The following is a 582-nucleotide window of genomic DNA, read 5'->3' as shown; positions in this document are numbered from 1 at the left end:
CACGGCCTGGGCATTGTAAGCCTGCCGGAACTCGTGGGCGTCCGAACGCCGCATGAGGCGGCTGTCGGGATCGGTCAGACTGATCTGCCGGTCGGGTGGCGGTTCATCATCCGGCGGTTTCGGCGCCCTGCCACGACGCCCTGTTTTCGCATCATAAGCGGCTTTCTTCTTCTCGTATGCCGGTCGCGCCGCCTCGGCCTGCGCTTTCGCATCTGCTTCCAGCCGGGCGCAGGCTTCGTCCAGCTTCGCTTTCAGTGTTTCCCGTCGGGCAAGCTCTTCTGGCAGGGCCTGCGGATCTCTGTCTGTGGCATCTGCGTGCTCCGCCTGGTCCATCAGTTTCGCGATATCCACCGCCAGCTGTTCGCGCAGTGCCCTGATCCGGTCGTAGCGCAGGGAACGGTATTTCGAAGCGTCGGCATCAATTTTCGTGCCGTCAATCGATACGACACCCAGACGCAGCAGACCCGTCTCGCGCGCCAGAAGCAGGACCTGCGCAAATGCAGCTTCAATGGCTGTCCGGTTCGTCCGGCGGAAGGTCGCAATCGTATCATGATCCGGATGCAGGTTCGCCGCCACGAAGCG

The 582-nt window shown here is 62.7% G+C and carries 1 pseudogene; it reads right to left on the bottom strand.

From position 1 onward, the window contains the following. A pseudogene (locus tag CFR80_RS18760) lies at positions 1-582 on the bottom strand (IS5/IS1182 family transposase); the annotation flags it as partial.

It is taken from the genome of Komagataeibacter oboediens (assembly GCF_003207815.1).
GTDB lineage: Bacteria > Pseudomonadota > Alphaproteobacteria > Acetobacterales > Acetobacteraceae > Komagataeibacter > Komagataeibacter oboediens.
The sequence above is the reverse complement of the archived record's forward strand: the minus strand, read 5'-3'. Positions and strand labels throughout refer to the sequence as shown.